Source organism: Streptomyces sp. NPDC048637, from assembly GCF_040650675.1.
GTDB lineage: Bacteria > Actinomycetota > Actinomycetes > Streptomycetales > Streptomycetaceae > Streptomyces.
Map to the genome: position 1 here is coordinate 42,110 of NZ_JBEZHQ010000002.1, position 26,096 is coordinate 68,205.

The 26,096-nt window shown below is 67.9% G+C and carries 20 protein-coding genes; 7 read left to right on the forward strand and 13 right to left on the reverse strand.

What is annotated here, in order from left to right:
• The first annotated feature begins 45 nt into the window (after nt 1-45).
• The 4 genes from rsmG (at nt 46) to AB0C46_RS03020 (ending at nt 4,169) form a co-directional block, all read left to right on the forward strand.
• A complete protein-coding gene (gene rsmG / locus AB0C46_RS03005) occupies nt 46-771 on the forward strand; it encodes a 16S rRNA (guanine(527)-N(7))-methyltransferase RsmG (RefSeq protein ID WP_362825240.1) in 726 nt (241 codons plus the stop codon).
• 307 nt (nt 772-1,078) lie between these two features.
• On the forward strand, nt 1,079-2,149 hold the full coding sequence (locus AB0C46_RS03010) for an AAA family ATPase (RefSeq protein ID WP_362825780.1): 1,071 nt from the start codon (nt 1,079-1,081) through the stop codon (nt 2,147-2,149).
• Nucleotides 2,146-3,243, forward strand: a complete 1,098-nt coding sequence (locus AB0C46_RS03015) for a ParB/RepB/Spo0J family partition protein (protein WP_362825241.1) — start codon at nt 2,146-2,148, stop codon at nt 3,241-3,243. The genes AB0C46_RS03010 and AB0C46_RS03015 overlap by 4 nt, the downstream gene beginning before the upstream one ends.
• 308 nt (nt 3,244-3,551) lie before the next feature.
• Nucleotides 3,552-4,169 carry a GNAT family N-acetyltransferase gene (locus tag AB0C46_RS03020; protein ID WP_030075726.1) on the forward strand — a complete coding sequence of 206 codons (618 nt, stop codon included), beginning with the start codon at nt 3,552-3,554 and terminating at the stop codon, nt 4,167-4,169.
• 83 nt (nt 4,170-4,252) lie between these two features.
• On the opposite strand, the gene trxA is transcribed toward AB0C46_RS03020, so the two are convergent.
• The 8 genes from trxA to AB0C46_RS03060 all read right to left on the reverse strand — a co-directional run bounded on the left by trxA (nt 4,253) and on the right by AB0C46_RS03060 (nt 14,606).
• Nucleotides 4,253-4,579 (reverse strand): thioredoxin, encoded by a 327-nt coding sequence (trxA, locus tag AB0C46_RS03025; RefSeq protein WP_127152041.1) that lies wholly within the window; start codon nt 4,577-4,579, stop codon nt 4,253-4,255.
• Nucleotides 4,580-4,625: 46 nt separating this feature from the next.
• Entirely contained in the window at nt 4,626-5,600 is a 975-nt protein-coding gene (trxB, locus tag AB0C46_RS03030; RefSeq protein ID WP_362825243.1) for a thioredoxin-disulfide reductase, read from the reverse strand.
• A gap of 114 nt (nt 5,601-5,714) precedes the next feature.
• Nucleotides 5,715-6,662, reverse strand: coding sequence for a zf-HC2 domain-containing protein (locus tag AB0C46_RS03035; RefSeq protein WP_362825245.1), 948 nt, complete (start codon nt 6,660-6,662; stop codon nt 5,715-5,717).
• A complete protein-coding gene (gene sigM, locus AB0C46_RS03040) occupies nt 6,659-7,342 on the reverse strand; it encodes an RNA polymerase sigma factor SigM (protein ID WP_362825247.1) in 684 nt (227 codons plus the stop codon). The genes AB0C46_RS03035 and sigM overlap by 4 nt, the downstream gene beginning before the upstream one ends.
• A 396-nt stretch (nt 7,343-7,738) precedes the next feature.
• Nucleotides 7,739-8,044 carry a hypothetical protein gene (locus tag AB0C46_RS03045; RefSeq protein ID WP_362825249.1) on the reverse strand — a complete coding sequence of 102 codons (306 nt, stop codon included), beginning with the start codon at nt 8,042-8,044 and terminating at the stop codon, nt 7,739-7,741.
• A 235-nt stretch (nt 8,045-8,279) separates the two neighbouring features.
• Nucleotides 8,280-9,992 carry a protein kinase family protein gene (locus tag AB0C46_RS03050; RefSeq protein ID WP_362825251.1) on the reverse strand — a complete coding sequence of 571 codons (1,713 nt, stop codon included), beginning with the start codon at nt 9,990-9,992 and terminating at the stop codon, nt 8,280-8,282.
• A gap of 107 nt (nt 9,993-10,099) precedes the next feature.
• Complete coding sequence (gene murJ, locus AB0C46_RS03055) at nt 10,100-12,304, reverse strand: murein biosynthesis integral membrane protein MurJ (protein WP_362825252.1); 2,205 nt, start codon at nt 12,302-12,304, stop codon at nt 10,100-10,102.
• Nucleotides 12,305-12,350: 46 nt separating this feature from the next.
• On the reverse strand, nt 12,351-14,606 hold the full coding sequence (locus AB0C46_RS03060; RefSeq protein ID WP_362825253.1) for a DUF6049 family protein: 2,256 nt from the start codon (nt 14,604-14,606) through the stop codon (nt 12,351-12,353).
• Between the two features lie 249 nt (nt 14,607-14,855).
• Here AB0C46_RS03060 and AB0C46_RS03065 point away from each other — a divergent pair, with 249 nt between their 5' ends.
• A complete protein-coding gene (locus AB0C46_RS03065) occupies nt 14,856-16,331 on the forward strand; it encodes a CCA tRNA nucleotidyltransferase (protein ID WP_362825254.1) in 1,476 nt (491 codons plus the stop codon).
• 89 nt (nt 16,332-16,420) lie between these two features.
• Here the strand turns inward: AB0C46_RS03065 and AB0C46_RS03070 are convergent, their stop codons facing one another.
• The 4 genes from AB0C46_RS03070 to AB0C46_RS03085 all read right to left on the reverse strand — a co-directional run bounded on the left by AB0C46_RS03070 (nt 16,421) and on the right by AB0C46_RS03085 (nt 20,296).
• Complete coding sequence (locus AB0C46_RS03070; protein ID WP_362825256.1) at nt 16,421-17,035, reverse strand: hypothetical protein; 615 nt, start codon at nt 17,033-17,035, stop codon at nt 16,421-16,423.
• Between the two features lie 112 nt (nt 17,036-17,147).
• Complete coding sequence (locus AB0C46_RS03075) at nt 17,148-18,407, reverse strand: MFS transporter (protein WP_362825258.1); 1,260 nt, start codon at nt 18,405-18,407, stop codon at nt 17,148-17,150.
• Nucleotides 18,408-18,486: 79 nt separating this feature from the next.
• Entirely contained in the window at nt 18,487-19,569 is a 1,083-nt protein-coding gene (locus AB0C46_RS03080) for an inositol-3-phosphate synthase (RefSeq protein ID WP_362825259.1), read from the reverse strand.
• Nucleotides 19,570-19,615: 46 nt separating this feature from the next.
• Nucleotides 19,616-20,296, reverse strand: a complete 681-nt coding sequence (locus AB0C46_RS03085) for a PadR family transcriptional regulator (RefSeq protein ID WP_362825260.1) — start codon at nt 20,294-20,296, stop codon at nt 19,616-19,618.
• A gap of 592 nt (nt 20,297-20,888) precedes the next feature.
• Here AB0C46_RS03085 and AB0C46_RS03090 point away from each other — a divergent pair.
• Both AB0C46_RS03090 and AB0C46_RS03095 read left to right on the forward strand, forming a co-directional pair.
• On the forward strand, nt 20,889-23,318 hold the full coding sequence (locus AB0C46_RS03090; protein WP_362825781.1) for a transglycosylase domain-containing protein: 2,430 nt from the start codon (nt 20,889-20,891) through the stop codon (nt 23,316-23,318).
• A 120-nt stretch (nt 23,319-23,438) separates the two neighbouring features.
• Nucleotides 23,439-24,920 (forward strand): glycosyltransferase 87 family protein, encoded by a 1,482-nt coding sequence (locus AB0C46_RS03095; protein WP_362825261.1) that lies wholly within the window; start codon nt 23,439-23,441, stop codon nt 24,918-24,920.
• Between the two features lie 94 nt (nt 24,921-25,014).
• Here the strand turns inward: AB0C46_RS03095 and AB0C46_RS03100 are convergent, their stop codons facing one another.
• Complete coding sequence (locus AB0C46_RS03100; protein ID WP_362825263.1) at nt 25,015-26,046, reverse strand: alanine racemase; 1,032 nt, start codon at nt 26,044-26,046, stop codon at nt 25,015-25,017.
• Nucleotides 26,047-26,096 lie beyond the last annotated feature (50 nt).

Genomic DNA, 26,096 nt, shown 5'->3' on the forward strand with positions numbered 1-26,096 from the left:
CCGGGTTCCCGGCAGAAAAAGCAGTCCAGAGGAAGGGCGGTTCCCGTGACGGAGGCAGCAGCGGAGCTCCCTCCTGCGCCGAAGGTGGCGGAGGAGGTATTCGGTGAGCGCTTTCCGGAAGCCGTGCGGTACGGCGAACTGCTCGCCGACGCCGGGGTGAAGCGTGGGCTCATCGGCCCGCGTGAGGTGCCGCGGCTGTGGGAGCGGCATCTGTTGAACTGCGCGGTGCTCTCCGAGGTGGTCCCCGAGGGCGTCTCGGTCTGCGATGTGGGCTCCGGGGCCGGGCTGCCCGGCATCCCGCTGGCTCTGGTGCGCCCGGATCTGAAGATCACGCTGCTGGAGCCACTGCTGCGGCGTACGAACTTCCTTCAGGAGGTCGTCGAGCTGCTCGGGCTGGACCATGTCACCGTCGTACGCGGACGGGCTGAAGAGGTCATGGGCAAGCTCCCCCAGGTGCATGTGGTGACGGCGCGTGCCGTCGCCCCACTTGACCGGCTGGCCGGCTGGGGTGTGCCGCTGTTGCGTCCCTACGGCGAGATGCTGGCGCTCAAGGGCGACGCCGCGGAGGAGGAGCTCAAGGCGGCCCGGGCGGCGCTGAGCAAGCTCGGCGTGGTGGAGACCTCGGTGGTGCATGTGGGTGAGGGCATTGTGGATCCGCCGTCGACCGTGGTGCGGGTCGAGGTGGGCGAGAGCCCCGGTGGTGTGCGCTTTGCGGCCAAGCGTGCGAAGGCGGCGCGCGTGAGCCGTGCGTCGAGGGGGCGCCGTCGCTGAGGCGCCGATGCCGGTGCGAGAGAGGCCGGCAGTGATGTGAGGGCATTCCGTTCCGCGAGAAAAGGGGAACGGGCGCATTTCGTAAATGCCATCAAAACGACACAAGACGGAGTGTCGCGGCTCATTCAGGCGCGACGCTGGCATCGTGTTTCACGTGAAACGTCGTTCTCTGCTGCAAGGGATTATCGACCGTGGTCGTGCGGCCGCCGCGCCGCGCGACCGTTGGCCCACAAGGGTCAGCGAAGTATCCACAGAAGTGGATTCGTCCACAGGAGAACGGACCTCACTGGTTCACGGCACCGAAAGCATGGCAGGCTCTGAACATTGCGAGCCTGATGTCGAGGAGAGTGAATCCTTGCGGTCCGACGCCAACATCGCGGGACCGATGACCGATCCGGTCCCCGGTCCCCGTAGCGAGTCGTTCGGGGACGACGTTTCACGTGAAACGCCGCCCCCGATGGACGACACCCCGATCGGTCGTGCAGCTCAGCTGGCGGTGGAGGCACTTGGCCGCGCGGGTGAGGGGCTGCCCCGGCCTGAACAGACGCGGGTCATGGTGGTTGCCAACCAGAAGGGCGGGGTCGGAAAGACCACGACCACGGTGAACCTGGCGGCCTCCTTGGCCCTGCACGGTGCCCGGGTTCTGGTGATCGACCTCGACCCCCAGGGCAATGCCTCCACGGCGCTGGGGATCGACCACCACTCCGAAGTGCCCTCCATCTATGACGTGCTGGTGGACAGCAAGCCCCTCTCTGACGTGGTGCAGCCGGTCGTGGATGTGGAGGGCCTGTTCTGTGCGCCCGCCACGATCGATCTGGCCGGTGCGGAGATCGAGCTGGTCTCGCTGGTGGCACGTGAGAGCCGGCTGGACCGCGCGATCAAGGCGTATGAACAGCCGCTGGACTACATCTTCATCGACTGCCCGCCCTCCCTCGGCCTGCTGACGGTCAACGCTCTGGTGGCCGGCGCCGAGGTGCTGATTCCGATCCAGTGCGAGTACTACGCACTGGAGGGACTGGGGCAGCTGCTGCGGAACGTCGATCTGGTGCGGGGGCATCTCAACCCCAAGCTCCATGTCTCGACGATCCTGCTCACCATGTACGACGGACGCACCCGGCTGGCGTCCCAGGTCGCCGATGAGGTGCGCAGCCACTTCGGCCATGAGGTGCTCCGTACGAGCATTCCCCGCTCGGTGCGCATCTCCGAGGCACCCAGCTATGGGCAGACGGTGCTCACCTATGACCCGGGATCCAGCGGTTCGCTTTCCTATCTCGAAGCGGCCCGAGAGATCGCATTGCGTGGGGTCCCGCAGACCGGGGGCCAGGGCCTCAGCGTCAACTATGAAGCACAGCACAGCATCTCGGAGGGGAATCAGTGAGTGAACGACGTAGAGGCCTGGGCCGTGGGCTCGGTGCGCTGATCCCCGCGGCACCGCAGAGCCAGGATCATGCCGGGTCCGCAGGGCAGGGAGCGACGTCACCGTCGTCCGTACCTGTCCTGGCCCCGGAGCGTGGGGTGGCGGCTGCCAAGGTGACTTCGCTGCCGGCGCACGGTGTTTCACGTGAAACGGAAGCACCGGCCGGGACGGAGTCATCGACGGCGGGTGTCTCGGAGGTGGCCGGCGCGCACTTCGCCGAGGTGCCGCTGGACGCCATCAAGCCGAACCCGCGGCAGCCGCGTGAGGTCTTCGACGAGGACGCCCTTGCCGAGCTGGTCACCTCCATCAAGGAGGTGGGCCTGCTCCAGCCGGTGGTGGTCCGTCAGACGGGACCGGCGCGGTATGAGCTCATCATGGGTGAGCGCCGCTGGCGGGCATGCCGTGAGGCCGGACTGGCGAAGATTCCCGCGATCGTGCGAGCCACGGACGACGAGAAGCTGCTGCTCGATGCGCTTCTGGAGAACCTCCACCGGGCCCAGCTCAACCCGCTGGAAGAGGCAGCTGCCTATGACCAGCTGCTGAAGGACTTCAAGTGCACCCATGACGAGCTGGCCGACCGGATCGGGCGTTCGCGCCCGCAGGTCTCCAACACGCTGCGGCTGCTGAAGCTCTCGCCGTCGGTGCAGAAGCGGCTTGCCGCGGGTGTGCTCTCCGCGGGGCACGCCCGTGCCCTGCTTTCTGTGGAGGACTCGGAAGAGCAGGACCACCTTGCGCGCCGCATCGTGGCGGAGGGCCTCTCGGTCCGTTCCGTCGAGGAGATCGTGACGCTCATGGGGTCGGCCCCCAAGGGCGCGAGCAAGGCCAAGGGGCCCCGCGCGGGTACCCGGGTGTCCCCCGCGCTCACAGGCCTCGCCTCCCGGCTGTCCGACCGCTTCGAGACCCGGGTGAAGGTCGATCTGGGACAGCAGAAGGGGAAGATCGTCGTTGAGTTCGCCTCGATGGACGATCTGGAGCGCATTCTCGGCACGCTCGCCCCGGGTGAGGGGCGCGTCCTGGGCCAGACGCTGGCCGAGGAGAGCAACGAAGAGGAGTGAGCTGACGCTTTCGGCTCCCGGGCGGGCCGTGTTCCGGAGCCCATACCGGAACACGGCCCGCCCTTTGCACTCTTGCGCTACCCGTGCCCGTAAAGGGTGGATACGATGCGTTCGGGTATGGCACACATCCATGTGGAGACATCTCACACCGAGGAGAGGGCCATGCGATCGGTGAGCCGCACCGGACTGTTGGCAGCGGGGTTCGGTCTCGCAGCCATTGGAGGGTTCGTTGGTGGTCTGCTCAGAGAGCAGGTGGCGCTGACGGCGCTTCGGGGTGTGGCAGGCGAGGAAAGCGAGGACCTGGGTTCATGGGCCGTCGGCTCGTACCGCTCACGCTGGACAACCTTCCGGACCTCCCCAAGCGCTGCCGCTCCTGTGTCTTCTGGGAGCTCGACCCCGTCAGCGGCGAGGCCGCGGTAAAGGCGGGCCGCCCTGAGCTGGAGAAGGAAGCCTGGATCTCGGCAGTACTGCTGGAGTGGGGGTCCTGTGGGCGGGTGGTCTATGTCGATGAGGTGCCGGTCGGGTTTGTGATGTACGCCCCGCCGGCCTATGTGCCGCGTTCCACGGCCTTCCCCACCAGCCCGGTCTCGCCGGATGCGGTGCAGCTGCTGACGGCGTGGCTGATCCCCGGCTACCAAGGCCAGGGGCTGGGGCGGGTGATGGTCCAGACGGTTGCCAAGGACCTCATCCAGCGTGGCTTCAAAGCCATCGAGGCCTTCGGGGATGCCCGCTGGAGTGAGCCGGCCTGTGTGCTGCCCGCCGATCATCTCCTCGCGGTGGGCTTCAAGACCGTGCGTCCCCACCCCCGCTTTCCTCGGCTGCGGCTTGAGCTGCGTACCACGATCTCGTGGAAGGAAGACGTGGAGCTGGCACTCGACCGCTTGCTGGGAGCCGTCCAGAAGGAGCCCGCCCTGCGACCGCTGTAGCGCCGACGGTTTCCCGTGAAACAGAGAACGGGCCCGCCCCTTGCGAGGGCGGGCCCGTTTCCCGTGAAACGTGGCGGCGTGACTCAGCCGAGGAAGTCCGCCAGGTCGCGCTCGATGGCGGCCTTCGGCTTGGCACCGACGATGGTCTTCACGACCTCGCCGCCCTGGTAGACGTTCATGGTCGGGATCGACATGACGCCGTACTTGGCGGTGGTGGCCGGGTTCTCGTCGGTGTTCAGCTTGGCGATGACGATCCCGTCGTGCTCGGCAGCAATCGCCTCCAGGGACGGGGCAACCTGGCGGCACGGGCCGCACCAGGTGGCCCAGAAGTCCACGAGAACGGGCTTGTCGCTCTTGAGGACGACCTCTTCGAAGTTGTCGTCCGTGACGGTCACCGTGGCGCCGGCCATGGGATTCTCCTAACTGGGTGGGTGGTGGGAAAGCTGGGTGCGCGGGTCAGGCGGAGGGAGTCTTCTCCGGCTCGGCCGTCGCCTCGCCGTCCGCCAGCGAAGCGAGGAGACGCTCGGCGTCGAGGGCGGCGGAGCAGCCCGTGCCGGCCGCGGTGATCGCCTGGCGGTAGGTGTGGTCGACGACATCGCCGGCGGCGAAGACGCCCCTCAGGTTGGTACGCGTGCTGGGCGCGTCGACCTTGAGGTAGCCGTCGTCGTCGAGGTTCAGCTGGCCCTTGAACAGCTCGGTCCGCGGGTCGTGGCCGATCGCGATGAAGAGGCCGGTGACGGGGAGCTCGGAGGTCTCGCCGGTCTTGAGGTTGCGCAGCGTCAGCCCCGAGAGCTTGCTCTCGCCGTGGATCTCGGCGACCTCGCTGTCCCACACGAACTTGATCTTCGGGTCGGCGAACGCACGCTCCTGCATCGCCTTGCTGGCCCGCAGGGTGCCACGGCGGTGGACGACCGTGACCGACTTGGCGAAGCGGGAGAGGAAGGTGGCCTCTTCCATCGCGGTGTCGCCTCCACCGATGACGGCGATGTCCTGGTCCTTGAAGAAGAACCCGTCGCAGGTGGCGCACCACGAGACGCCGCGACCGGACAGTTCGTCCTCACGGGGCAGGCCCAGCTTGCGGTGCTGGGAGCCGGTGCTGACGATCACGGTCTTCGCCCGGTGCACATTTCCAGCGGTGTCGGTGACGGTCTTGATCTCTTCGGAGAGGTCGACCGCGACGATGTCGTCCGGCACGAGCTCGGCGCCGAAGCGCTCCGCCTGGGCACGCATGTTGTCCATGAGGTCCGGCCCCATGATGCCGTCGCGGAAACCGGGGAAGTTCTCCACGTCGGTGGTGTTCATCAGCGCGCCTCCGGCGGTGACGGCACCTTCGAAGACCAGCGGCTTCAGGGACGCGCGGGCGGTGTAGAGCGCTGCGGTGTAGCCCGCGGGCCCGGAGCCGATGATGATCACGTTGCGGACGTCGCTCACGGGTGTCTTCCTTGTCTCTGCCGACTGCTTGCTGGGGCTCTCGGTTCTCTCACCCCACCCAACGGATCCTACGGGGCGAGCATTCCCGGAGTGTCACAGCGCACTTCTCGTCGCTCAGTCTCGCTGGAACGAGTGCGACAGCAGGACCTTTCCGGGAGCCGGCGGTGTGGCGGAGACACAGGAGGAAGCGATGACATACGCAGAGACGCGCTGGGGGTCGGCCGGATCCGGCAGCACCACGAGGTAGGCGTCCTTGCCCTGGTAGCGGGTGTGGCTGGTCGCCAGCGGACTCTCCGGACGTGCGATGCCATGGCGGACGCAGGACGGGATGGTGTCGGCGTTGCCGCGCAGCGGGGTGTCGGGAGTGCTCCGGGTACTGATGTCCGGGGACTTGTGCGAGCCCTTGGACGCCAGCAGCTCGTGGACATGTGATTCAAGGCTGGCCGCGGTCAGGACGCCCGCGCCGCGGGTGTTCTTCTCCGGGGTAGCGGTGGCTCGGTCCTGGTTGCTCGCCTGGGTGCCGTCGAGGGCGGCGTTCTGGATGAGAAGGCCGCCGAAGCTGATGACCGCCGCGGCCGCTGCGGTGCCGAGCAGGATCCGCGGCCAGCGCCGCGCACGGGACGCGCGGCCGCCCGGAGACTGGCGTCCCGGTCCGGAGGAGCCCTGGGGGCGTCCGGCGGGCCGGGCGGGCGGCGTTCCCCGACGGGGTGCCTCCTCGTCGGTTTCACGTGAAACCACGACGGGGGCGGTGGCTGTTTCACGTGAAACATGAGCCGTGGCGACGGGAGTGGTGGCGTCCAGCAGCGCTTCGGCGGCGAGGGCGGCATCGATGCGACCGGCGACATCGGCCGGCATCCGCAGCGGTCCGGGGAGTGTGCCCAGCAGCGACCGGATTTCCTCCAGGGACGCATAGACGTCGTCGCACAGGGGGCAGGTGGCGAGATGGTCGCGCAGTTCCGCGGTGCGTGTGGGGGAAAGCAGCCCGTCCGCGAGCTCGGAGATCTCGGAGACCTCCGGGTGCTCACCTGTGGGGTGCTCACCCGTGCCGGTCGTCGACGTCACGCTCGCCCACCTCCGCCCTTCACGGCACCTGTGTCCTTCGGTCCTGCCGTCGGTGGGACGGATGTCCCCTGCGCCCGGTTCCTTCCCCCGCTCGCGGGTTTGCTATCCCCGTTGTCGGCGCGCAGATGGGTGACCAAGGGGAGGAGCCGGGCCCGGCCTCGTGCGCAGCGGCTTTTCACCGTGCCGGTCGGGATCTCGAGGATCGACGCGGCCTCCGCGACCGGGTAGCCCTGCATATCGACGAGGACGAGCGCGGCACGCTGTTCCTCGGGAAGGGTGCGCAGGGCGCTGAGCAGTTCCCGGTGCAGATCCTGGCGCTCGGCGGGTGCCGCGGCGGATTCCTCGGGCTCGAGCAGCTGCTCCAGCCGCTCGGTTTCGGCGACAGGCGAGGTGCGTCGCGAGGCGGCCTTGCGGGCTCGGTCCAGACAGGCGTTGACCGTGATCCGGTGCAGCCACGTCGTCACCGCGGACTGACCACGGAAGGTGTGTGCCGCGCGGTAGGCGGAGACCAAGGCGTCCTGCACGGCGTCAGCTGCCTCTTCGCGATCACCGAGGGTGCGCAGTGCCACCGCCCAGAGACGGTCGCGGTGCCGCCGGACGATCTCCCCGAACGCCTCGGGGTCACCAGCGACATGGCGAGCGATGAGGTCTTGATCACTAGATTCCTCTAGCAGACCCACCGATACCCCCTCACCTAGCGCCGACTCCTGGAATCTTGCCCCCTGCAAGACATCGGCGTAAAGATCGCCAACCTGCTGCTACCTGGCGTAAGTGTTTCCTGACGTGCAGCAACAATACGTCACTGTTCATCGTAGGCAGGTGTGTGAAGGACCACTAGGGAGCGCATCGACTTGTAGACGCGTGACCTTCTTGCCCGCGAACGCCAAAAGGGCGCGTTGCTGCTTTTGCTTGGCACGGGAGTGCTGCTCAGGTGTCGCTTTTGACCTTGAGGGTGGGCGTCCTCCCGCGGGCGTGATCACTGGGCCGGGCCGAGTTGTGCCGCGAAAAGGCCAGAGTCGTCCGAAATAGGCACGATGGCCTGCTGATTCGTCAGCAGGCCATCGTGCCTTGTGGGGCTAGCTGCGCCCCTGGGTGTCCTGGGCGACGATGAAGTACTTGCCGCAGTTGCCGCCGAACCGCCACGTTCCACGGCCGGTCCACGCGCCGTATATCGTCTTTCCATTGCTGCAGTCGGTAACGGCGCGAGCCTGACCGCTCTTGACGGTGCAGCTCGCGCTCCACGTGGCGACGGTCTGCTTCCAGTTGCGACAGCTGTAGTTGCCCCCGGCAGCGGATGCAGGGCTGGCGGTGGCGATCCCGCCGACGAGGAACACAGCGGCCATGGATGCCGTTGCGGCCTGGCGCCACCCGGTGTGCTTCAACAAAGTCTCCCCCTGATGCCCTGTCGGGCGCACGTTGGTCGGTGCGGCACTTGAGCGAGTGCGCATGATCATTTTAGCCCGCGTGCCAGGGTTTTGGGTGGGGGATGACGTCATGGTGGGGACAGGATCAGGCTGGTCGGCCGCACGATGACGCCCCGCCGACCCGAAGGTTGGCGGGGCGTTCTCGACCTCGTATTTCTACGGGGTCCGGGTGCGCTGAGTTAATGCTGGTGAGTCAGCCGAAGATTCTGATTTCTGAAATTCCGCCGCGGAACCAATCCGATGTTCCATCAGAGGAAAGTTTCGCAATGTGGACCAGGATAAAGCGAGACTTCACCGGTTGGTCGAGCTTCACATCCAACTTGTCGCCGGCATTTCCCAGCTTGGAAAGGCTTTGTGAGAAATCACCGAGCGTCGTCGGATTCGCTGCGGAGGGTGCTGCTGCGCGGACTTCTACGGTCTGGCCTGGCCGATACATGGTGGCCTGTATCCCGGAGATGTCCTTGGCGCTCCCGAGGTCAATGATGATTCCACTGCCATCGGCGCGCGGCGGCAGGTTTCCGAAGTTGGGCCAGCCCTTGAACCGTTTTGTCACCCAAGCAGTACCCGGATCGCCGTCCGTGACATTGTGAGTTTGATCCTCCGAGAAAGGCTCGGCCAGGGGCGAGAACTCTGTGGCGCCCTTGACCGCGAGAGCCTTTCTTGGGTGCTTCTTCGGACCGGCGACCGGCTGTGAGTTCCCCGGGGCGTCCTGATCGTTCTCCCGCTTCAGCAGGGTGTCCGCCAGCTGCCAGCTGCCCAGCCCCAGCGCCGCGATGAGCAGCGCGGAGACGGACCACTTCAGGGCCCGCCCGGTGCGGCTCTGCAGCGGGGGCGGCGGAGTGGGGACCGCCTGGGTCACCCGGTGCGACTGTGCGTTATGCGCCGAAGTCTGCCGGTAGCTGCCCTGCTGGAAGCCTGTGCGCTGGTATGGCGGAGGCGTGGAGAAGGCGGTCTCCGGGGGCCGGATACGGGGCATGGCCGCGACGGCCTTGGCCAGCTCCTCCGGTGTGGTGCACGGCTGCTCCTGGCGGGAGGCCGTGGCGCCATCGTTGATCAGCGCGCGCATGGCCAGCTCGGACAGCCCGCGATGAACACCGGCACGCACCTGGTCGGGCGCGATCAGCCCGACGCCCTTGGGCAGGCCGGTGAGGCCATGGGCGTCGTTCTCGTACGGCCAGCGCTGGGTCAGCGCGGCGTAGAGCAGCGCACCGATCGCCTCGGTGTCCGTACGCTGCGGGGACTCGCAGGTGATGCCGCGCAGTGCCGCCATGACGGCCAGGCCGCGGATGCGGTACTGCCCGGACTCCGTACGCAGCACCGAGCCGGGGGTGATCCGCAGATGGGCGAGACCCTCGCGGTGCGCGGCGGCCATGGCCTGGGAGACCTGGCTGACGAGCTGGTAGGCGTCGTGCGGCTCCAGCGGGCCGTTGGCGAGCACGGTGGTGAGCTCGGTGGCGTCCGGCAGCCACTCATGGACGACGTAGACGAGGTCGTTCTCCTCGACGGCGTCCAGGACCTGGACGAACCGGGGATCACCGAGCAGCGCCGACGAGCGGGCGGCGGACAGCACCGGCCGCGCTCTGGGATGGTCGGCGGGCAGGATGTGCACGCCGACGGCGCGGCGCAGCATTTCGTCGACCGCACGCCAGCTGCTGAATCCGTCCAGACGGGTGACGCACTCTTCGAGGCGGTAGCGTCTGGCAAGCTTGTGGCCGCTGTGCAGCTCCGGTGGCTGGGCTTCGATCGCCTCGGCACGCTCCTCATCGGTGCCTGCGGCGTCCTGTTCCCTGCCGGATACCTTCTCGGCCTTAGCACCGTCGTCCGTGGCCTTACCCGCCTTGGCGGTCAGCGGTTCCTCACCGCTCGTGTCAGCCACGTCGACGGCAGCCGTGCTCCGTTCCGCCACCGTCGTTCCTGCCTCCCCATCCGTTGCAGGCTCCATGAGCCAAGACAATTGTGCCCACAGTCCGCCACTATGCACGACACACGGTGGCAGTCGATGGTTGTGCTCAATCAACGCCCAAGCTTCGACCGGACCATGCCGACCAGGGCGTTCAGTTCCTCGATGCGCATTTTGCGTGCGGCTACGTAGAACACGGCCAGAAGTGCGGCGACGCCGGCCACCAGAGCTGCCAGCGATCCCAGGAACCCGCTGCCGAGCATCTGCATGATCCCGTACACCACGGCCCCGGAGATCAGCGTGGCCGGAACGCTGGCGCCGGCCAGCCGCGCGTAGGTCCGGACGATATGAGCGGTGTCGAGGTCGCCGTCCATGCGCTTGCTCAGACGGCGCCAGGCCACGCCGACGCCGATGATGTACGCCAGGCCGTACGAGGCCGCCATGCCGACCACGGCCCAGCGGGCGGGCAGGACCAGGAAGCAGAGACCGGAGGCGGCGGCGTTGACGGCGGCGACGATCACCGTGTTGTAGAAGGGGGTGCGGGTGTCCTCGTACGCGTAGAAGGCGCGCAGGACGACGTACTGCACCGAGAACGGGATCAGACCCACGCCGAAGGCCATCAGCATGTAGCCCATCGGGATGCCGGCGCCGGACGAACCGTAGACCAGCGTGCACAGCGGGACGCCGAGGGAGAGGAAGCCGAACGAGATCGGGACGATGGCGACGGCGGAGGTGCGCAGGCCCTGCGAGATGTCGTCACGGACGGCTCCGGTGTCGCCGTCGTGTGCGGACCGGGCCAGCCGCGGCAGCAGCGCCGCCATCACGGAGACGGTGATGATCGCCTGCGGCATGTTCCAGATCAGCTGTGCGCTGGCGTACGAGATGAAGCCGGTGCCCGGGTGTCCCTGGTCGTTGGCGGTGTTGCCGGCCCAGGTGGAGAGCTGGGTGACGACGAGGACGCCCGCCTGGTTGGCGAGCACGAACAGCACCGTCCACTTGGCGAGCTTTGCGGCCTTGCCCAGGCCGTGCCCGCGCCAGTCGAAGCGGAGCCGAAGCTTGAAGTCGGCGTCCCGCAGGTACGGGATCATCGCCAGCGCCTGGACGACGAGACCGAGGAGAGTGCCGATGCCCAGGAGCCGGATGCCCTCGTCGGGAATGGTGGTGACGCCGATGTGCGAGGTCTCCGCCGTGCCGTAGACCCAGATGAACAGGCCGAAGGTGGCGATCATGACGATGTTGTTGAGGACCGGGGTCCACATCATCGCGCCGAAGCGGCCGCGGGCGTTGAGGATCTGTCCCATCACGACATGCAGACCCATGAAGAAGATCGTGGGTACGCAGTAGCGGGTGAACGCGACGGCGACTTCGTTGGCCGCCGGGTCGCGGGAGATGTCGAAGGAGACCATCTTCACCAGCAGTGGCGCCGCGACGACCGACAGGACCGTCAGCACGCCCAGAACCATGACGACCAGCGTCAGCAGCCGGTTGGCATAGGCCTCGCCGCCGTCGTCGTCCTCCTTCATCGCGCGTACCAGCTGCGGGACGAAGACGGAGTTCAGACCGCCGCCGATGGTCAGGATGAAGATCATCGTCGGAAGTTGGTAGGCGACCTGCCAGGAGTCACCGAGCACCGCACCGCCGAGCGCCGCGACGATCAGCGCCGAGCGAACGAAGCCCGTGAGACGCGACACCATCGTGCCGGCGGCCATCACCGCGCTGGACTTGAACAGACCGGAGGCCCGGCCACCGGAGGGCTTGCCGGCTGCCGCCACGGGGGCGGGCTCCGGCGTCGGCGCGGGCTGCTGGGGCACGGCCTCCGGGCCGGGCGCCGAAGCGGCCGCCGCGGGGCCCGGAGCGGGCTGTCGGGGCTCGTAGTGCTGCTGGTCCCGGTATAGATGCGCGAAGGCATCGGGCTCCGGACGATCGCCGGCGGCCTGGGTCATCAGGCCGTCGAGGCCCAGGAACAGTGTTGCCGTGTCGACATCGCCGTAGGGGAGATGGGGGGGCGGTCCGTGCTGCTCGGGTGGCGGGGACGAAGCCCGCAGCTGCGGGTCGGGCGTGTGCCGGCCCGCGGCAGGCTGCTGGTAGAGCGGCGGCGCGGGCTGTCCCGGGGGCGGCGGTGGGTGTGCGGCGCGGTCGTGGAGCGCCTCGGTCACCGGGTCCTGAGCCGTCGGGTCCTGGGCGCGGAACGGATCGTTGCGGTAGGCGTCCTGGACGTAGGGGTCCTGGTCCGCGGGCAACGGGGGCGTCGGAGGGACCGGGCCCGTGGGGTCGCCATTGGCGCCCCGGCCCCGGTCACCTTCATACGGCGCATTCATCGCTGCCCCACCTCATCCGTCGCCGGCCATCCGGCCCCGCCATCTATCAACGGTCCACTTTCTCACCTGAGCCGGACGGGCCGGAGCTTTCCGATCCGGTGTCCGGCGTGGGGTCACTCGGCTGCTCCGGCTCATCGCCGTCCGTGCCGCCGTTGTCGCCGTCCGTACCTGTGTCGCCATCGGGCCCCTCGCCGTCGGATCCGCCCTCGGCGCGCTGGGCGGCCGCCCGCTTGCGCTGGAGATAGATCCGCACACCGGCGAGGACGAGCAGCAGCACACCGCCGGCGATGACGAGCATCACCGTGGCGGTGATCTCCGTGACGTTCACCTGGAACATCATGGGGTCACCGTAGGGCTTTCCGTCCGCTGTGTAGAGCTGGGCGGTCACCCACGCCCGGCCGTTGGCGTTCGCCGTGGTGGCGAACTTGAACGACTGGCTGTGGCCGCCATCGACCGTGATCTGCTGCGCCTTGCCCGCGTCGAGACGGTTGGGCTGGGACGAGGACAGCTTCAGCGTCATGTCCTTGACGCCCTGGACCAGGTTGTTCTGGACCGTCACCGGAATCGTGGCGCTGCGTCCGGAGAGCGTTGCCCCCGACTTCTGGATCAGGTGCACCTTCTTGGTCAGACCGTCGAGGTAGCTGCGCACGGAGTGACGGAATCCCGCGGCACCGGCGGCATCGCCGCGCCACTCCGTCGACATCTCCCGCATTATGGCGCTGCCGAACGGGGTCACCACGCGCTCCGGCTGGGCCAGGATCACCCGGTAGTCGTCCAGCGCGGCCTGGGTGCCCTGGATCTGCCGGAAGGCGCTGGTGGGGAGCTCCTGCCGGCGCAGCGAGGACGGGTAGGCGGCGCCGCTCGGCACCCGGCGGGTGGCCGAGGGGTCGGGCTTGGCCTTGGCCGCCTTGCCGAGGCTCAGCGCCTGGGACCAGCTCCCGGAGTCCTCCAGCGTCCGCAGCGCGGTGGCCATGGCGTGCGCCTGGCTGACCGACGGCATGCGCTGCGGCGCCACGACGACGCTGCGCTGCCGGCCGGGGTCCTCAAGGTTGATCATCTGGGTCTGGGCGAGGAAGTCCTGGACCGCGTGGGCGGAGTTTCCCGCCTTCGACATATCGCCTTCGAAGGCCCGTGAGAGCTGCGCATCCGCGACGATGGCCGTGTTGCCGCCGCCGATGGGGCGGGCCGACGTCGGCGTGTAGGACAACCCCCCGGTCTCCCGCAGGCTGTCGCTGCGGGTGATCACATTGTGCGCACCGGCCGAGGTCGCGACATCCACGACCGAGGAGTCGATTGCACCGTCGACGGGCCAGGCGAAGTCCGTACGCGGTTTCACGCCGAGGATGGTGTCCACGGTCTTCTCGGCGAGGTCGGTGGCCGGGCCGAGGTGGCTGAGCGCGCTGGGCACGCTCTTGCCGTGATGGGCGAGCGAGGCGAGGTCGGGGTCGGCGAAGGGCAGCGCGACGACCTCATGCGACTTGACCGCTTCTTCGAGCTCGTGCAGCCACTGCTTGGCGACGGCCTGGTTCTTGCCCATGGGGCCGTCGGGGCCGTTCACCCGGTACGACTTGGTCATCGCGTCGACGGTCGCGAGCAGGTCGGGGTCGATGACGAAGGTCACCGGCAGGTTCTTGCCGAGTGCGACCATCTGCTGCAGCCGGCCTCCGGGCGCGAGCTCGGCAGCGAGGTCGTCGTTGCGGAACACCGGCGTCTGCTGGGCGTCGGCGTCGGTCTCGGCAGTGAGATGGGTGGAGGAGATCAGCGGCCACATGTACGTGAGCTGCGTCTTCTTCTCGGCATCGGCCTCCTGCCAGGGCAGCAGTGTCCGGTCGAATCCGAGGACCTGGTTGTAGGGCGCGGCCTGCGAGCGCCCTGACACAGAGACACCGAGCTGGTACACACCGTTCTCGTCGAGACCGAGGTCCTTGACCGGCACGCTGAGGGTGAAGGGGCGGCTGACCTCGGGCTCCAGCTTGCCGATCTTCTCGGCGCTCCCGTTGATCTCCTCGCCGTCCGCGCCGGGCAGATAGCCGGTGCGCCGGGACACATTGTCGATGGAGCTCCGGCCGCCGAGCGCGTCGCCGCGGTGCATGCCGACATGCGCATTGGTGATCGTGTTGCGTCCGTCGTTGGTCAGCGTCCCGGAGACGGTGACCGTGTCGCTCTTGGAGGGAGCGGACGGGGACATCGAGTCGATGGTGACGTCGACCGTGCGGGATCCCGTCGGGGCTGCCGCGGCGGTGGGAGCGTGCGGAACCTGGAGCAGCCCCACGAGCAGGAGCACTCCAGTGAGCAGTGTCACGGTCCTTCGCAGCCATCGACCACGCGGCCGTTCAGTCCCCTGGAACCCTGCCGCCTCGGCCACGCGCTCGTCCGTCCCTCGTCGTCGTCAGTGGTCGTCGGAATGTGCGTCCACGAATGGTAACGAGGCCCGCTGCGCCGTAGTGCCACGGACTGCTCCACATGATCGCGGTGCGGAGAGCCGGGCGCCCAGCCTGTCCCCTTTATTACGTGACGCCGCGCGCTGCGCGGCCACGTACCCTGTTTTGTTGTGCCGAACGCCAACAATGACCTCCCCGCCCCGATCGCCGAGCGGACCCCGCAGTCGACGAACGCGCTGAACCATGTCCAGCGCCGCGCCGTGAGCGAGCTGCTGCGGGTGTCCCCCGTCGCGGATGACCTGGCCCGTCGATTCCAGGAGGCCGGGTTCACACTTGCCCTGGTCGGCGGCTCGGTCCGGGATGCGCTGCTGGGCCGGCTCGGCAACGACCTGGACTTCACCACCGATGCCCGCCCTGAGGACGTTCTGAAGATCGTCCGGCCGTGGGCGGACGCGGTCTGGGATGTCGGCATCGCCTTCGGCACGGTCGGCTGCAAGAAGGACTCGTTCGACATCGAGGTCACGACCTACCGTTCCGAGGCGTACGACCGCACCTCCCGCAAGCCCGAGGTGTCGTACGGCGACTCCATCGAGCAGGATCTGGTGCGCCGGGACTTCACGGTGAACGCCATGGCGGTGCTGCTGCCGCAGAAGGAGTTCGTCGACCCGCACGACGGTCTGGAAGACCTGGCGGCGCGGGTGCTGCGGACGCCGGGGACGCCGGAGGAGTCGTTCTCCGATGATCCGCTGCGGATGATGCGCGCAGCCCGCTTCGCCGCCCAGCTGGGCTTCGAGGTGGACCCCGAGGTCTTCGCCGCGATGAAGGCGATGTCGGAGCGCATCGAGATCGTCTCCGCGGAGCGCGTACGGGACGAGCTGAACAAGCTGATCCTGGCGCCGCACCCGCGCGAGGGGCTGCGGCTGCTCGTCGAATCGGGGCTGGCGGACCATGTCCTGCCCGAGCTCCCCGCGCTGCGGCTGGAAAGTGACGAGCATCACCGTCACAAGGACGTCTACGAGCACTCGCTGACGGTGCTGGAGCAGGCGATCGACCTCGAAGAGAAAGGGCCCGATCTCGTGCTGCGGCTGGCGGCACTCCTCCACGACATCGGCAAGCCCCGGACGCGGCGCTTCGAGAAGGACGGCCGGGTCTCCTTCCACCACCACGAGGTGGTGGGCGCGAAGATGACCAAGAAGCGGATGACCGCTCTGAAGTACTCCAATGACCTGGTCAAGGACGTCTCACGGCTGGTGGAGCTGCATCTGCGCTTCCACGGCTATGGGACGGGCGAGTGGACGGACTCGGCGGTCCGCCGGTATGTGCGGGACGCCGGCCCGCAGCTGGAGCGGCTGCACAAGCTCACGCGCTCGGACTGCACCACCCGCAACAAGCGCAAGGCCAGTGCCCTGTCGCGCGCCTATGGCGGGCTCGAGGAGCGCATCGCGCGGCTGCAGGAGCAGGAAGAGCTGGAAGCGATCCGCCCGGACCTGGACGGCAACGACATCATGCAGATTCTGGGCATCCGCCCGGGGCCCGAGGTCGGCAAGGCGTACCAGCAGATGCTGGAGCTCCGGCTGGAGCACGGGCCCATGGAGCGTGAGGCGGCGGTCGCTGCGCTGAAGGAGTGGTGGGCCGCTCAGAGCTGAGCGGGAAACGGGCGGTGTTTCACGTGAAACAAGGAGCGGTGTTTCACGTGAAACACCGCTCCTCTTTCTTCCGGTGTGTTCGGTGTGCGCTACTTCACCTGGGTCAGGCAGAGCACCATGCGGGTGTCGCCACTCCTGCGACGGTGCACGCTCTTGGTATAGGCCGACTCTCCCTCGGCGCACACCGTCGGGTCCGTGGTGTCGTTGTGCACCTTGCTCACCTTGTACTGGGCTTCAGAGCTACTGCAGTCCACCACCTTGAGCCCGTCATCGAGTGAGCTGCTGGACTTCTGCACACAGTCGCCGGCCTCGGCGTTCTCCGCGTCGTTCAGGCTGGTGATCCAGATGACCGCGAAGAAGACCACCGCGATGACCAGCCCGATGACCCTCAGGATCGACTTGGCGGACCGGCGTTTGGCGGGCTGTGGCGGAGGCACGGGAGCTCCGCCGTGCATGGGCTGCTGAGGAGCCATCGGGTAGCCCGCCGGCGGCTGCTGTCCGTACGGAGCCTGCGGCGGCGGGGGGTAGGCGTAGCCCTGGGGCTGGCCATAGGGCGCCTGCGGTGCTTGCGGCGCCTGCGGATACGGACTCTGGCCGTATGGCGGCTGTCCGTATGGCTGCTGTCCGTATGGCTGCTGTCCGTACGGCTGCTGTCCGTACGGCGCCTGACCGTACGGATTCTGGCCCTGAGGCGGCGTGGTCATGGGAATCCCCCGAAATTGATGTGTACAGGCTCGTGTAGGACGCCCGTAAGGTATCTGGTCCGGGTGCGCCTCGTTTCAGGGCCCAGGGGGCTGCGCGGCGGGAGGACGACGCCTATCCGCGCCCCGAGCGGACCATTGTGGCGGCGACCAGCGCATAGAGCACGGTTACCGTGCCGAGCAGGGTGGCGGACCGTCCGTCCGGAGGCAGCATGAGGGCCGCGACTGCGGCAGCGCCGACGAAGGCGACATTGAAGAGCACGTCGTAGATGGCGAAGGACCGGCCGCGGAAGGCGTCATCGACCGTCGACTGGACGATCGTGTCCGTGGAGATCTTGGTTCCTTGGGTGCTCAGGCCGAGCACGAACGCGGCGGCCAGCATCGGGCCCGGCGTGAAGAACAGCCCGAGAGACGGCACCAGGACCGCGCCCAGTGCCGCGCAGCCTGCGATCCAGCCGAACGCGGTGAGCCGTGCGACCGCCCAGGGCGTGACGATTGCGGCCGAGAAGAAGCCCGCTCCAGACACTCCGACGGTGATCCCGAGCAGCGCCAGGCCCTCGGACTCGGTCGCGGCCCAGGAGTACCGGCACAGCATCAGCACCATGACCGTCAGGGCCCCGTAGCAGAAACGCATCAAGGCCATCGCGATCAGTGCGCGGGCGGGGGTGCGCAGCTCGGCGAGATGGCGCAGCCCTTCCACCAGCCCGCGCACGGTGCTCAACAGGGCTTCCCGCAGGTGCGGTTGGAGGCGTGCGGGGTCGGGTCCGAGCAGCTGTGGAGCCATGCGCAGAGCGGTCAGGGCCGAGCACAAATAGAAGGCCGCGGCGAGCAGCACGATGAAGGCGTCCACATCCGAGCCGGCCAGCCGGAGGGCGAAGGCGAGCCCGCCGCCCGCTGTCGCTGCGAGCGTGCCGGCCGTAGGGGTAAGGGAGTTGGCCATGACCAGCTGCTCCTCGCCGTCGACCACGCGCGGGAGCGCGGCCGAGAGCCCGGCCAGGACGAAGCGGTTCACGGCGGTCACGGCGAGGGCCGAGGCGTAGAAGAGCCAGTCGGGGGCCTTCGACACGATCAGCGTCGCGGTGGCCAGGGCCAGCAGGGCGCGCAGCAGATTGCCGTACAGCAGGACCTGACGGCGCCGCCAGCGGTCGAGCAGCACGCCGGCGAACGGTCCGAGGAGGGAGTACGGGAGCAGCAGGATCGCCATGGCGGAGGCGATGGCCGCGGGCGACGTCTGCTTCTCGGGCGAGAAGACGACGAAGGTGGCGAGCGCGACCTGGAATACCCCGTCGGCCGCCTGGGACAGGAGCCGTGCGGCAAGGAGCGAGCGGAAGTCGCGTAGCCGGAGTAATACGCGAAGGGCGCGCACAGCATGCATGAGGCACAGCCTCACACAGCCCGCAGGCCCCCGGGTGGAATGCCCGGGGGCCTGCGGAGGGGAGGGTGCGTCGGGCGGCTCAGCGCTCGACGTCGCCGCTGATGAACTTCTCGACGTTCTCCCGTGCCTCGTCGTCGAAGTACTGCACCGGCGGCGACTTCATGAAGTACGAGGACGCGGAGAGGATCGGGCCACCGATGCCCCGGTCCTTGGCGATCTTCGCCGCGCGCAGGGCGTCGATGATGACACCCGCGGAGTTCGGGGAGTCCCAGACCTCGAGCTTGTACTCCAGGTTCAGCGGGACGTCACCGAAGGCGCGGCCCTCGAGGCGGACGTAGGCCCACTTGCGGTCGTCCAGCCAGGCCACGTAGTCGGAGGGGCCGATGTGGACGTTGTCCTCGCCCAGCTCACGGTCCCGGATCTGGGAGGTGACGGCCTGGGTCTTGGAGATCTTCTTGGACTCCAGGCGCTCACGCTCGAGCATGTTCTTGAAGTCCATGTTGCCGCCGACGTTCAGCTGCATCGTGCGGTCCAGGATGACACCCCGGTCCTCGAAGAGCTTGGCCATCACACGGTGCGTGATGGTGGCGCCGACCTGCGACTTGATGTCGTCACCGACGATCGGGACACCGGCCTCGGTGAACTTGTCCGCCCACTCCTTGGTGCCGGCGATGAAGACCGGGAGCGCGTTGACGAACGCGACCTTGGCTTCGAGGGCGCACTGGGCGTAGTACTTGGCGGCGTCCTCGGAGCCGACAGGGAGGTAGCAGACCAGCACGTCGGCCTGCGTGTCCTTGAGGACCTGGACGATGTCGACCGGGGCCTCGGGGGACTCCTCGATCGTCTGGCGGTAGTACAGGCCGAGGCCGTCGAGGGTGTGACCGCGCTGGACCTGCACGCCGGCGTTCGGCACGTCGCAGATCTTGATGGTGTTGTTCTCGCTGGCGCCGATGGCATCCGCGAGGTCGAGCCCGACCTTCTTGGCGTCGACGTCGAAGGCAGCCACGAACTCGATGTCACGCACGTGGTAGTCGCCGAACTGCACGTGCATGAGGCCGGGCACGCGGCTCTTCGGGTCGGCGTCCTTGTAGTACTCGACGCCCTGTACCAGCGAGGCGGCGCAGTTGCCCACGCCGACGATGGCTACGCGAACCGAACCCATTCCGGTTGCTCCCTGTGTTCTCGATGAGGACCTGCACAGCAGAGCCTCAAGTGGTGGTGTCATCGGACGGATCCGGCCGGGAACCACCCCGGTGCCGGGGCAGGCCGCCCGTATCTCCTGACTGGTTCTTCTTGTCCTGCGCTGCGGACCCCGTTGGGCGCTGATCGCGCCCGGTGCGCTCACTCTCGATGAGCTCGTTCAGCCAACGGACTTCTCGCTCCACGGATTCCATGCCGTGCCGCTGCAGTTCGAGGGTGTAGTCGTCCAGCCGCTCGCGGGACCTGGCCAGGGAGGTACGCATCCTCTCGAGGCGCTCCTCCAGCCGGCTGCGGCGGCCTTCCAGCACGCGCATCCGTACGTCCCGCGAGGTCTGGCCGAAGAAGGCGAAGCGGACGCCGAAGTGCTCGTCCTCCCACGCATCCGGCCCGGAGTGGGCGAGCAGTTCCTCGAAGTGTTCTTTGCCCGCTGAGGTCAAACGGTAGACGATCTTGGCTCGGCGCCCTGTCAGAGCCGCGGCGGGGACGCCCTCCTGGGCGCCGTCCGACTCCTCGATCAGCCAGCCGCTCGCGACCAGCGCCTTGAGGCAGGGGTAGAGCGTGCCGTAGCTGAACGCACGGAAGACCCCGAGCGAGGTGTTGAGCCGTTTTCGCAGCTCATAGCCGTGCATCGGGGACTCACGGAGCAGGCCGAGGACAGCGAACTCGAGGACGCCGGAACGTCTGCTCATCCTCCGCCTCCTTGGTCCGGTGCGCTCTTTATGTCGTGCTGATGTATCGACTCGATACATCCAGACGATAGAACGGCCACCTGGGCGGAACAAGAGGAGGCACGGTGAACGGCATCACATCACCGAATCGTTCTCATCAACCTGACTGATTTGGAGTGAATTTCAACACTGGGCAGGTTTTGGCCGTGCGTAGTCTGTGCGGCATGCAGACTGCCGGGAACCGTGGGCCGATATCTGGCGTCCTCGTCCTCGGTGTAGTGCGGCTCGCGCCTCAGGAGCGGGTCGTGCATCGGGGGGACCTGAAGACAACTGCCGCCTTCAGGCGACGAGATAGCGCGCCTGCCCGAGGAGTATTCGTTCCATGAGCGAGCACCGTCGCAAACCGCCACAGCCGCAGAGTGGCGGACGTGCCGCGGCCCGACGCGCCGCACAGCAGCCACCAGGGCGCCGTGCCGCCCCTTCCCGTGGCTCCGCTGCCGGTCCGGCCGCCCACTCCGAGCCGTCCGGCCACGAGCCGCGGCAGGGTGGGCGTGCCGACGCCCGTAGAGCCGCCCAGCGTGGTGGCCGGCGGCGGTCGTCCGATGCCGCTGCGATGGCCTCCGGTGAGGGTGCCGGGGGGCGTGGCGGCGGTGGCCGTCGGGGCGGTGGCGGCGGTGGGCCCGAGGGAGGCCGCGGACGCGGTCGCGGCGGCGGGAAGCCTGCCAAGAAGCGTCTCATCGACTACCCGCGGGCCAACCGGGTCGGCTGGCGGCGCTTCGTGCCGTCGTGGAAGCAGGTCACTACCCTGTGCGTCGGATTCATAGGGCTGATCGTGGGTGCCTCCGGCGTCGCGCTGGCCCTGGTGAACGTGCCCAGCGAGAGTGCCGCCGCCAGGTCGCAGAACAACGTCTACCTCTGGGCCGACGGCAAGGTCATGGCGCGTGACGGTAAGACAAACCGGCAGAACGTCACGATCAACGAGATTCCGCTCGAGATGCAGAAAGCGGCGATCGCCGCGGAGAACGCGTCTTTCCGGACGGACTCGGGTGTGGACCCGATGGGCATCGCACGTGCGTTGGTCAACATGGCCAAGGGCGGCGAGACCCAGGGCGGATCGACCATCACCCAGCAGTACGTGAAGAACGCGATGCTGAGCCAGGAACAGACCATTGACCGCAAGTTCAAGGAACTGTTCATCGCGATCAAGGTCGGCTGGTCGAAGAGCAAGGACCAGATCCTTCAGGGGTATCTGAACACCAGTTACTACGGCCGCGGGGCGTACGGGATCCAGGCGGCGGCTCAGGCGTACTACGGAGTGGACGCCGAAAAGCTGGACGCGAACCAGAGCGCCTTCCTGGCCACCGTGCTCAAGGGTGCGGACCTGTACGACCCCGCAGGCGGTACCAGCCCGGGAGCCACGCGGGCGGCGAACACCCAGCGCGCCAAGGCGCGGTGGTCCTGGATTCTTGACCGGGAGGTCGAGAACAACCTCCTGACCAAGGCGCAGCGGGACAAGTTCCGGGGGCACTTCCCCACGCCGCATCTGCCGAAGCCGGTGGCCAACAAGGGCGGTCAGATCGGCTACATGATGGACACCGCGAAGAAGTACGTGCTGAAGAACTCGGGTCTCAGCGAGGCCCAGTTCGACAAGGGCGGCTACACGATCCACACGACCTTCAGCTCGAAGAAGACCGAACAGCTCGAGACTGCGGTCAAGCAGGTCAATAAGCGGTACATCAACCCCGAAAAGCGCGCGAAGGACAAATTCGTGCAGTTCGGTGGTGCCTCAGTGGTGCCGGGAGACGGCAAGATCGTCGCCCTGTACGGCGGTGAGGGCTACGACAAGGGGCACTTCAGCAACAACGCGGACACCTTCGGTGTACCGGTCGGCTCGACCTGGAAGCCGTTCGTGCTCGCGGCGGCGATGAAGTACGGAACGGCCGAAAGCAACGGGGTGCCGGTCAGGCAGGACAGCCGGTACAACGGTGACGACCACGTCAGGGTGAAGAACGCCGAGGGAGGGTTCGTCCGGAGGAGGGACGGCTCGTTCTTCTATCAGGAGAACGAGAGCAACCACCCCTGGGGCTATATCCCGTTGACCAAGGCGATGGAGCAGTCCGTCAACACTCCGTTCGTGCAGCTCGGTATGGATGTCGGGATGAACAAGGTCCGGGACATGGCGCAGGCCACGGGTATCTCGGAGGCCAGCTTCGACAAGAACCTGAACCCGTCCTTCGCACTGGGCACCTCCACACCGAGTGCGATTCGTATGGCCGATGCCTATGCCACGTTCGCTCAGTCCGGCACGAAGGTGGAGCCGTATTCAGTGACGCAGGTGACGTACAAGGGCCAGGATCTGGACGGCTTCGAGAAGCCCGCGAGCGCAACGGCGATGGAGCCCAACATCGCCAACAACGTGACCAAGGTGCTGGAAAACGTCATCGACAACGGCACGGCGAAGGAAGCCAAGCGGCTGAACATGCCGGCTGCGGGCAAGACCGGCACCACCGACGAGAACAAGTCGGCCTGGTTCGTCGGCTACACCAAGCAGCTGTCGACGGCCATCACGATGTTCCGTGAGGACGCGGGGAATCCGCGCCAGCTGTCCATGAACGGTGTCGGTGGCTTTGACTCGATCCACGGTGGTGCCCTGCCCACCGAGGTGTGGACCGAGTACATGCTGCAGGCGATGAAGGGCGTCACCCCGGAGTCCTTCCCGCCGGCCACGCCCCTCGGGCAGCGGCTGGACCAGGAAGGCATGCCGACGCCGACGCCGTCTCCCACGCCGTCGGACACGCCGTCGAGCACGCCGTCGGAGTCTCCCAGCGAGTCCGCTCCCCCGACGAACTCGCCGAGCCCGACCCCGACAGACAGCTGTTCCCCCTGGGATCTGAACTGCCGGAACAGCGGTGGAGCGGGTAATAGCGGGGGCAACGGAAATGGCACGGGCGGACCCGGCGGTGACACCGGAGGGACAAGTCCGACGCCTGAACCGTCGGATCCGACAGACGGTGGAGGCTGGCTCGGAGGCCCGAACGGCTGACCGTGTCACGTGAAACGCTGAATGTTTCACGTGAAACATGGAGCAACGAAGCCCTCGCCCGGTTTGCCCGGGCGGGGGCTTCGCCGTTCTCTGCCCGCGGGCGTACGGCAGGATGGGGCCATGACGAGCGTGCGACGGGACGATCCGGTACGGCCGACGAAGCGGGACGAGGTGGCGGCGGCCGGCAGCGAGCTGATCGGGGGGCCGATCGGGCGACGCGTACTGCTCGGGACGCACTGGCTGACGCCGGTGCGGATCATCGCGCTCGTCGCCATCGGCATGTTCGCGCTCGGCATGGTGCAGAAGCTGCCCTGCTACAACGGCGGCTGGTTCTTCGGCGCCACGAGCCAGTACACGCACGCCTGCTACTCCGACATCCCCCATCTCTATGCGGGGCGGGGCTTTGCCAATGGCCTGATCCCGTATTTCGACCGGCTGCCCGGCGAGATGGAGTATCTCGAGTACCCCGTGCTCACCGGCGTCTTCATGGAGGTCGCCTCCTGGATGACTCCGCACGCCGGGGGAATCCAGCACCGCGAGCAGATCTACTGGCTGGTCAACGCCGGCATGCTGATGATCTGCGCCGCTGTCATCGCGGTGTGCGTGGCCCGCACCCACCGCCGCCGTCCCTGGGACGGCCTGCTCGTTGCCCTGGCGCCTGCCGTCGCCCTCACCGCCACCATCAACTGGGATCTGCTGGCGATCGCCCTGACGGCCGCCGGGATGCTGATGTGGTCACGCAGCCGCCCGCTGGCGGCCGGCATCCTCATCGGGCTGGCCACCGCGGCGAAGCTGTACCCGGTGCTGCTGCTGGGCCCGCTGCTGGTGCTGTGCTGGCGCGCGGGCGCCTGGCGGGCCTACCGGAAGGCGCTGGCCGGTACCGTCGCGTCCTGGCTCGTGGTGAACCTGCCGGTGATGATCACGCACGATGCCGCGGGCTTCCACATCCGGGAGGGCTGGGCGAAGTTCTACACGTTCAGCCAGGAACGGCCCATCGACTTCGGTTCGATCTGGCTCCTGATCTCGCAGCGCACCGGGAACCCCCTGGAGAACGCCAATGCCTACGCCACGCTGCTGATGATCGTGGGCTGTGGCGCCATCGGCCTGCTGACTCTTTACGCACCGCGCCGGCCGCGCTTCGCACAGCTCGCGTTCCTCGTCGTCGCGCTGTTCATCCTCACCAACAAGGTCTACTCGCCGCAGTACGTCCTGTGGCTGACCCCGCTCGCCGCGCTGGCCCGGCCGCGTTGGCGGGACTTCCTGATCTGGCAGGCCTGCGAGGTCATGTACTTCCTGGGGATCTGGCTGTACCTCGCCTACACAGGCAGCGGCGACAAGCACCAAGGGCTGCCGACGGAGGGCTACCAACTCGCCATCGTGCTGCACCTCTTGGGCACTCTCTACCTGTGCGCCCTGGTCGTACGGGACATTCTGCTGCCGGAGCGCGATGTGGTCCGCAGGGACGGGGACGACGACCCCTCGGGCGGAGTCCTGGACCGCAGCCCCGATGCGTTCGTGCTCGGACGGGCCCACCACCGGCCCCGGCACGCGGTGCAGTTCCAGACAACGCCCCAGGTGCGCTGGGGCGCCGTACGGGACTGAGCCCGGCCCCGGCCGTCCACGCACCGGGCCCGGTGCCGCAGAGGAGGTCTGCGGCACCGGGCCCTTGGTGTGTCTGTGCCGTGGCTCGGCCGGCTCAGCGGTCCACGAGGCGGTCGAACTGCGTGGTGGTGTGCCGCAGATGGGCCACTAGCTCCTCGCCGACCTGTGGCTGCGGGGCATCCCCCGGCACGAACAGGATCGACACCTGCATGTGCGGGGGCTCCGCGAACCAGCGCTGCTTCCCGGCCCACACATACGGCGCGAGATTGCGGTTCACGGTGGCCAGCCCGGCCCGGGCCACGCCCTTGGCGCGCGGCATCACACCGTGCAGTGCCTTGGGCGACTCCAGGCCGACACCGTGCGAGGTGCCGCCCGCCACCACGACCAAGTAGCCGTCGGAGGCCGCCTTCTGCTGGCGGTAGCCGAAGCGCTCGCCCTTGGCGATCCGGGTGACATCGAGCACCGAACCGCGGTACTCGGTCGCCTCATGGTCGCCGAGCCACAGCCGGGTACCGATCCGCGCGCGAAAGCGCGTCTGGGGGAACTGCTGCTGGAGACGGGCCAGTTCATCGGCCTTGAGGTGGCTGACGAACATGGTGTGCAGCGGGAGGCGGGCGGCGCGGAGCTGGTCCATCCAGCCGATGACCTCTTCGACCGCGTCGGAGCCGTCGGTGCGGTCCAGCGGCAGGTGGATCGCGAAACCTTCGAGCCGGACGTCCTCGATGGCCGCGGCCAGCTTCGGCAGGTCCTCCGGCTTGACGCCATGGCGCTTCATGCTGCTCATGACCTCGATGACGACCCGGGCACCGACCAGGCCCCCCACGCCCTCGACCGACGACACCGAGCGGATCGCCCGGTCGGGCAGCGGTACCGGCTCCTCGCCGTGGCGGAACGGCGTCAGGACGAGCAGATCGCCGCTGAAGAAGTCCTTGATGCGGGCTGCTTCGTAGGTCGTCCCGACCGCGAGGATATCGGCACCGAGGCGGGTTGCCTCGTCGGCGAGGCGCTCATGGCCGAAGCCGTAGCCGTTGCCTTTGCAGACCGGGACCAGCCCGGGGAACTGCTGGAGAACGCTCTGCTGATGCGCCCGCCAGCGCGCGGTGTCGACGTAGAGGGTGAGCGCCATGGCCGGGCCCGGAACCTTTCTCGTGGCTGGTGTCTCAGGGTGACGAACGG

Coding starts and splice junctions, on each gene's coding strand:
- AB0C46_RS03010 (WP_362825780.1), top strand. CDS start 1,079: ATGGCAGGCTCTGAACATTGCGAGCCTGATGTCGAGGAGAGTGAATCC.
- AB0C46_RS03095 (WP_362825261.1), top strand. CDS start 23,439: ATGACGAGCGTGCGACGGGACGATCCGGTACGGCCGACGAAGCGGGAC.
- AB0C46_RS03080 (WP_362825259.1), bottom strand. CDS start 19,569: ATGGGTTCGGTTCGCGTAGCCATCGTCGGCGTGGGCAACTGCGCCGCC.
- AB0C46_RS03090 (WP_362825781.1), top strand. CDS start 20,889: ATGGCCTCCGGTGAGGGTGCCGGGGGGCGTGGCGGCGGTGGCCGTCGG.
- AB0C46_RS03085 (WP_362825260.1), bottom strand. CDS start 20,296: ATGAGCAGACGTTCCGGCGTCCTCGAGTTCGCTGTCCTCGGCCTGCTC.
- trxA (WP_127152041.1), bottom strand. CDS start 4,579: ATGGCCGGCGCCACGGTGACCGTCACGGACGACAACTTCGAAGAGGTC.
- AB0C46_RS03020 (WP_030075726.1), top strand. CDS start 3,552: ATGGGCCGTCGGCTCGTACCGCTCACGCTGGACAACCTTCCGGACCTC.
- AB0C46_RS03100 (WP_362825263.1), bottom strand. CDS start 26,046: ATGGCGCTCACCCTCTACGTCGACACCGCGCGCTGGCGGGCGCATCAG.
- AB0C46_RS03075 (WP_362825258.1), bottom strand. CDS start 18,407: ATGCATGCTGTGCGCGCCCTTCGCGTATTACTCCGGCTACGCGACTTC.
- AB0C46_RS03070 (WP_362825256.1), bottom strand. CDS start 17,035: ATGACCACGCCGCCTCAGGGCCAGAATCCGTACGGTCAGGCGCCGTAC.
- murJ (WP_362825252.1), bottom strand. CDS start 12,304: ATGAATGCGCCGTATGAAGGTGACCGGGGCCGGGGCGCCAATGGCGAC.